General features: G+C 36.9%; 7 protein-coding genes. 4 read left to right on the top strand and 3 right to left on the bottom strand.

The genetic code is table 11. The features are described 5' to 3' along the window. The coding region (locus tag ACIQ2S_RS10010) for a DUF2911 domain-containing protein (RefSeq protein ID WP_396175540.1) at nucleotides 1-348 on the bottom strand (348 nt) is incomplete at its 3' end. Between the two features lie 139 nt (nucleotides 349-487). Here ACIQ2S_RS10010 and ACIQ2S_RS10005 point away from each other — a divergent pair. From ACIQ2S_RS10005 to ACIQ2S_RS09990, 4 genes are all read left to right on the top strand, one after another. Further along, nucleotides 488-958, top strand: coding sequence for a cell division inhibitor (locus ACIQ2S_RS10005; protein ID WP_396175538.1), 471 nt, complete (start codon nucleotides 488-490; stop codon nucleotides 956-958). Next, nucleotides 955-1,647 (top strand): SDR family NAD(P)-dependent oxidoreductase, encoded by a 693-nt coding sequence (locus ACIQ2S_RS10000; RefSeq protein ID WP_396175536.1) that lies wholly within the window; start codon nucleotides 955-957, stop codon nucleotides 1,645-1,647. Before ACIQ2S_RS10005 ends, ACIQ2S_RS10000 begins: the two co-directional genes overlap by 4 nt. Nucleotides 1,648-1,699: 52 nt before the next feature. After that, nucleotides 1,700-2,986, top strand: coding sequence for a cryptochrome/photolyase family protein (locus ACIQ2S_RS09995; RefSeq protein ID WP_396175533.1), 1,287 nt, complete (start codon nucleotides 1,700-1,702; stop codon nucleotides 2,984-2,986). Nucleotides 2,987-3,159: 173 nt separating this feature from the next. Beyond that, complete coding sequence (locus ACIQ2S_RS09990) at nucleotides 3,160-4,620, top strand: deoxyribodipyrimidine photo-lyase/cryptochrome family protein (protein WP_396175531.1); 1,461 nt, start codon at nucleotides 3,160-3,162, stop codon at nucleotides 4,618-4,620. Nucleotide 4,621: 1 nt separating this feature from the next. On the opposite strand, the gene ACIQ2S_RS09985 is transcribed toward ACIQ2S_RS09990, so the two are convergent. Both ACIQ2S_RS09985 and ACIQ2S_RS09980 read right to left on the bottom strand, forming a co-directional pair. Next, the gene (locus ACIQ2S_RS09985) at nucleotides 4,622-5,281 is read right to left on the bottom strand and encodes an HAD family hydrolase (RefSeq protein ID WP_396175529.1); all 660 of its coding nucleotides are present in this window, start codon (nucleotides 5,279-5,281) and stop codon (nucleotides 4,622-4,624) included. 96 nt (nucleotides 5,282-5,377) lie between these two features. Continuing rightward, entirely contained in the window at nucleotides 5,378-6,106 is a 729-nt protein-coding gene (locus ACIQ2S_RS09980; protein WP_396175527.1) for a ThiF family adenylyltransferase, read from the bottom strand. Between the last annotated feature and the right edge of the window lie 311 nt (nucleotides 6,107-6,417).

The raw sequence follows: 6,417 nt of genomic DNA, 5'->3' as shown, positions 1-6,417 counted from the left end.
CCAGTTTTCAGTATCTGTATAAAATACTACTTCCCATGATTCAACTTTAGGCGTAGCAAAAATAGCATACTTTCCTTTTTTTAAAGTTTTACCATCAATCACTACGTCATCACTAAAGGTTACCATTGAATTTTGATTGGCACCTGTTCTCCAAAGTTTTCCAAAAGGAACCAATTCACCAAATACGATTCTTCCTTTGGCACTCGGACGACTATAGTCAACGGTTACATCTGTTAAACCCACTGTTTGAGTAAACGTTGCTTTTGGACTCGCCGCCGGCGTTTTTACCTGAGCCAATGTCGGTAAACTCGCAATAAATAGTGCAGTTGCAATAACTATTTTTTTCATATTATTTTGTGTTTTTTATTTAGAATCCAAAGTTACACTTTCAATTAAATAGTAACTGTTAAAGAAACCATAAAACCTATATTTATTGTTTAACTTTTTTACATAAATGTTAAACATTTAGTATCTTTGCAAAAAAAATATGAAAATATATACACTGCATACCAAGCAAAATTTACCGATTTCCTTGCAAGAAGCTTGGGACTTTTTATCGAGTCCGAAAAACTTAAAAACCATCACTCCTGATTATATGGGTTTTAATATACTTTCGGGAGCCGACAAACCGATGTTTCCGGGACAAATCATCCAATACATTGTGACGCCGGTTTTAGGAATTCCAACCAAATGGGTGACAGAGATTACGCATGTAAAAGACCTCGAATACTTTGTAGACGAACAGCGTTTTGGGCCTTATGCACTTTGGCACCACAAACATTTTTTAAAAGAGATTCCAGGAGGTGTTGAAATGGAAGACATTGTAGATTACAAACTTCCGATGGGAGTTTTGGGACAATTGGTTCACCCAATTTTAGTACAACCCAAGTTGAACGAAATATTTGCGTACAGACAGAAAAAATTAATTGAACTTTTTGGTGAATTTAAACAATCATGAAAAACATACTACTCATTGGCGGATCTTACGGAATTGGATACGCAATTGCAAAAGAATTGCAACTTGAAAGCAAAATATACATTGCCTCCCGAACGAATGAAATGATAGCTGATTTGAATGCGACACACATTCCGTTTGACGCAACCACCGATGTTCTGGATACATCCGTTTTACCTGCTGTACTAGACGGGTTGGTTTATTGTCCGGGCAGTATTAATTTGCGTCCGTTCAAAGGCATCAAACCAGAAACCTTTGAAAGTGATTTACAGGTGAATTTTATCAGTTTGGTAAAGGTTATTCAATCGGTTTTACCTAACTTAACTGCTTCTGAACAATCGAGTATTGTTTTGTTTAGCAGTGTGGCGGCAAGCATGGGAATGCCTTTTCACACAAGTGTTTCTGCATCCAAAGGAGCGATTGAAGGTTTTGCAAAAGCATTAGCCGCTGAATACGCTCCGAAAATACGGGTGAATGTAATAGCACCTTCGTTGACTGATACCCCATTGGCCGATAAATTTCTGAATAACGAGGTGAAAAAAGAAAAATCAGCCGAGCGTCATCCGCTGAAGCGATTCGGACAACCCGAAGATTTGGCTCAAATGGCCCAATTCTTATTGAGTGATAAAAGTACTTGGATTACAGGACAGATTTTTCATGTGGATGGTGGGATGTCGACACTTTTAGTTTAAAGTTGTTAAAGGTTGTTTAAGATTGTTTAAAATTGTTTAAGGTTGTTTAAGGATGAATATATTTTGGTTTCGAAGAGATTTGCGTTTAGAGGATAATGTTGGACTATATCATGCATTAAACAGCACGGAAGAAGTGTTGCCTATTTTTATTTTTGATGAAGCCATACTTTCACAATTGCCGAAAGACGACGCTCGGGTAACGTTTATTCATGAACTACTATCGACTTTACAAAAGCAATTAAACCTGCAAGGAAAATCACTTGCGGTATTTCATGGGAATCCTTTAGAAGTTTTCAAAAACATTCTGGCAGAAAATAGTATTTCAGCGGTTTATACCAATCATGATTACGAACCGTATGCCCGAAAAAGGGATAAGGAACTGAATCAATTGTTTAAAGAACATTCTATCGAGTTCAAAACCAGTAAAGACCAAGTAATTTTTGAAAAAAGTGAGGTGGTGAAAGACGATGGTTTGCCCTATGTGGTTTATACCCCGTACTCGCGAAAATGGAAAGAAAAGTTTAAAACCATTTCTTTGATAGACTATCCTTCCGAAAATAAATTGGATAAAATTACGAATCACTCCTACCCTTTTCTGAGTTTGTCCGACATTGGATTTGAAGCTTCCAAAATTAAAGTTCCACCTTTCGATGTCTCGGATCATTTAATTTCGAATTACGAAGGTACCCGCAATTTTCCTGCAGTAAAAGGCACTTCGATGTTAGGTGCTTACCTTCGATTTGGAGCCGTCTCCATAAGAAAAATGGTAGCCAAAGCAATTGAATCTAAAAACGAAACTTTTTGGAACGAGTTGATTTGGCGGGAGTTTTTCATGCAAATATTGTGGCATTTTCCACATACCATTCAAAAGAGTTTTAAAGAAAAATACGATGCGATTCAATGGAATAACGATGAAACTGATTTCAAAAATTGGTGCGAGGGTAAAACAGGTTATCCCATGGTCGATGCCGGCATGCGAGAGTTGAATGCTACCGGTCATATGCATAACCGCGTTCGTATGGTCGTTGCGAGTTTTTTGTGTAAACATTTGTTGATTGATTGGCGTTGGGGCGAAACCTATTTTGCTCAAAAATTGTTTGATTACGAACAAGCAAGTAATGTGGGCAATTGGCAATGGGCAGCAGGTTCGGGAGTAGATGCCGCACCTTATTTCAGAATCTTCAATCCAACAGAGCAAATTAAAAAGTTTGACAAAGATTGGAAATACATCAAAAAATGGGTGCCCGAAGTGGAAACCTCAACGTATACTCAACCAATTGTGGACCATAAGGAAGCTCGTGAAAGGTGTTTACGGATTTACAAGGAAGCGGTTGGATAAATTTAAACCATTAAAATAATAAGACGCTCCGTTTTATTAAATTAAGTAGATACAGGTTTAACCGCAAAGAGCACTAAGAAAAAACGCAAAGCACGCAAAGTCAATCACGCTTAATGAAACTAATTACCTTAGTGGTTTTATAAAAAAACTTCATTTTCAAAAAGAATATAAAAATGAAAATTGTTTGGTTCAAAAGAGATTTGCGATTACACGATAACGAAGCACTCTTTCGAGCTTTGGAATCAGAAGAGCAAACGCTTTTGCTTTACATTTTCGAACCTTCGTTAGTAAGCGACCCGCATTACAGTCAGCGGCATTTTGATTTTATCAAACAGTCGTTGGAAGAACTTCAAAAACAATTAAAGCCCTATCAAACGGAAATTTTAATACTTGAGAGTGAAGTGGTTGACGCGTTTGAAAAAATCAATCAAATGCAGCCTATTTCAACCATTTATTCCCATCAAGAAACAGGAATACAGCTCACTTTTAATCGCGACAAAGCAGTGATGGCTTTTTGCAAAAAGCACAAAATCGTTTGGAACGAATACATTACCAACGGAGTCAAACGAGGATTATCAAACCGAGCGACTTGGAAAGATGATTGGTGTGAATTTATGGATTTGGAACCTTTCCCTTTTCATCCTAAATCAAATTCGTTTCTTTCTGAAGAACTAGTTGATGCAATCGGTGCACAATTTACATTAGTTGATTTGAGTACTTCCAAAAATACACCTTTTCAAAAAGGTGGCACCTCCACCGGTCTGAGGTATTTGGACTCCTTTTTAAAAGAACGGGTTGTAAATTATAGTAAACACATTTCCAAACCGGAATTGGGGAGACACAGTTGCAGTAGGATTTCGCCTTACATTGCTTGGGGAAACTTATCGATGCGTCAAGTGTGTCAATTAGCTTTAACCTATCGAGACCAAAATAAAAATGTGCGTCAAATAGATAATTTTGCTTCCCGTTTGCGGTGGCAAGCCCATTTTATTCAAAAATTTGAAATGGAATGCCACATGGAATTTATTTCGGTAAACAAAGGCTACCGACAATTGCACCAACCGATTATTCCCGAATTTCATCAAGCATGGATGGAGGGTAAAACCGGAGTTCCGCTGGTTGATGCTTGCATGCGGTGTTTGAACAGCACGGGCTATTTAAATTTCAGAATGCGTGCTTTGGTGGTTTCATTTTACACCCATCATTTGTTTCAACCTTGGCAAAATTGTAGTCCGCATTTAGCTCAACAATTTCTCGATTTTGAACCTGGCATTCATTATCCGCAAATTCAAATGCAAGCAGGCGTGACCGGAATTAATACCCTACGCGTTTACAATCCGGTAAAAAATTCTTATGAACACGACCCGGAAGGAATTTTTATCAGAAAATGGATGCCTGAACTTTCCAAAATTCCAACTGAATTCATTCATGAACCTTGGAAATTAACTCCCATTGAACAAATGCTATATGATTTTGAAATTGGAACCGATTATCCATTTCCGATAGTAAATCTTGAGGAGGCACGTCGGTTTTCAAGTGATTTCTTTTGGTCGATGCGGAAAGAAACAGAAGTCAAAAAAGATGGCATTCGGATTATTGAAAAACATACGTTACCGGACCGAAATGCTCAATAGTTTATGACTTTAAACTACGAATTTTTTCAAAACTCAATTCATTAAAATGACTGATCACTTCATCAGCTAATGAGTAATCTTGGAGTTTCGAGTTCACACTATCATATCCAACACAATAAATACCTGCGGCTTTTGCTGCAATAATTCCATTCGTACTATCTTCAATCACTACACAATTTTCTACAGGCGTTTTTGCTAGAAAAGCAGCTTGTTGAAAAATAGCAGGATGCGGTTTTGATTTCGGAAAATCTTCACCTGAAACTTTATGGGTAAAATACGGATGTAAATTGAAACGGTTGAAAACTCGTTCAATGGTTACATTTGCAGCCGAAGAAGCCACGACTAACTGCATTCCTGCTGCATGCAATTCTTTGATTAAATCTTCTACACCATCTAATAAATACAAATCTTCTTTGTTGTCAAAAGCATCATTAAAAAACGTGCGTTTAGTTTGAACCAATGCCAGCACCTCTTGTGGAAGATTAAAAGTAGCTTTCAATCGTTCGTATATATTTTTGGTTGAATTCCCTGTAAACGACGCATACATTTCGGGTGAAACATCAATTTTTAACTGTTCAAAATGTTGTTGGTACGCATAATGATGCACCGGTTCGGTGTCTACAATTACGCCATCCATGTCGAAGATCACTGTTTGTTTCATAAGGTGCTAAGGTACTAAGGTGCTAAGGTGCTAAGGTTTTATAGTTATAAAGTTTAATTAGATTTTTCAATAAGAAAAACTCAGTGCCTTAGCTTCTTAGTCCCTTAGCACCTTTTTTTCCAACAAATAAGTCACCACTGTTTCGGCCGCATGCAAACCAAAAAGGCAGGGCATCCAACTATTGGTTCCGTAAAAGGATTTTTTAAAGTTCGTTCCGTCGGTCATTTTTAAACTAGATTCGTCTTGAATTTCTGAGGAGAAGACCACTTTTAATTTATCAATCTTCACTTCTTTGAGTCTTCTTTTTATTGTACGAGCTAAGAAGCAGTTTTCTGTTTTACTGATGTCGGTTACCTTTACTTTTGATGCTTCCATTTTTCCACCGGCTCCCATGCTGGATATAATTTTGACTCTTTTTCGCTTGGCGGCAATGATTAGATTTAATTTAGGTGTGACACTGTCAATGCAATCCAACACATAATCAAACTCTGGGGTTACGACTTCCAACGCTCGTTCGGGTGATAGAAATTCTTGCAAACGGGTTAGTTGTAATTCGGGATTAATATCCATTAATCGGTCACCTACTACATGTACTTTCGGCATGCCAACGGTAGAATGTAACGCCGGTAATTGCCGGTTGATGTTGGTAATATCCACCACATCTCCATCAACAATGGTCATTTTTCCCACGCCGGCACGAGCGAGAAATTCAGCGGCAAATGAACCAACTCCGCCCAATCCAACCAAGAGTACATTGGCATTTTTTAAATTATTTAATCCTTCTGTTTTGAATAAGAGTTCTGCTCGTTCTTGCCATTTAGCCATATCTTTAGTTGTAAGTTATAGGTTGTATGTTATAGGTTATAGGTTGTATGTTATAGGTTGTATGTCACTGGTAAAAATAACTATTCGTTAATCTTCCGCCCCTAACTTTTTTGAACACAGATTTATAAAATCTTAGAAATCATGATAATTAAAAAACCTAATTTAAATTTTTTTAATTTCTTAAATTTTTATGATCTGTGTTCTCTTTTTTAAACTATCAAATTGAATAAATTCATTACAGTAACTTTTTTTTGAACACAGATTTATAAAATCTTAGAAATCATGATAATTAAAAAACCTAATTTATATTT

This window comes from Flavobacterium sp., assembly GCF_044371705.1.
GTDB lineage: Bacteria > Bacteroidota > Bacteroidia > Flavobacteriales > Flavobacteriaceae > Flavobacterium.
This window is presented reverse-complemented; position numbering and strand designations above follow the sequence as displayed.

What these genes read in the sequence shown, in the direction of transcription:
- ACIQ2S_RS09990 (WP_396175531.1), top strand. Translation starts at nt 3,160, where the DNA reads ATGAAAATTGTTTGGTTCAAAAGAGATTTGCGATTACACGATAACGAA.
- ACIQ2S_RS09995 (WP_396175533.1), top strand. Translation starts at nt 1,700, where the DNA reads ATGAATATATTTTGGTTTCGAAGAGATTTGCGTTTAGAGGATAATGTT.
- ACIQ2S_RS09980 (WP_396175527.1), bottom strand. Translation starts at nt 6,106, where the DNA reads ATGGCTAAATGGCAAGAACGAGCAGAACTCTTATTCAAAACAGAAGGA.
- ACIQ2S_RS09985 (WP_396175529.1), bottom strand. Translation starts at nt 5,281, where the DNA reads ATGAAACAAACAGTGATCTTCGACATGGATGGCGTAATTGTAGACACC.
- ACIQ2S_RS10005 (WP_396175538.1), top strand. Translation starts at nt 488, where the DNA reads ATGAAAATATATACACTGCATACCAAGCAAAATTTACCGATTTCCTTG.
- ACIQ2S_RS10000 (WP_396175536.1), top strand. Translation starts at nt 955, where the DNA reads ATGAAAAACATACTACTCATTGGCGGATCTTACGGAATTGGATACGCA.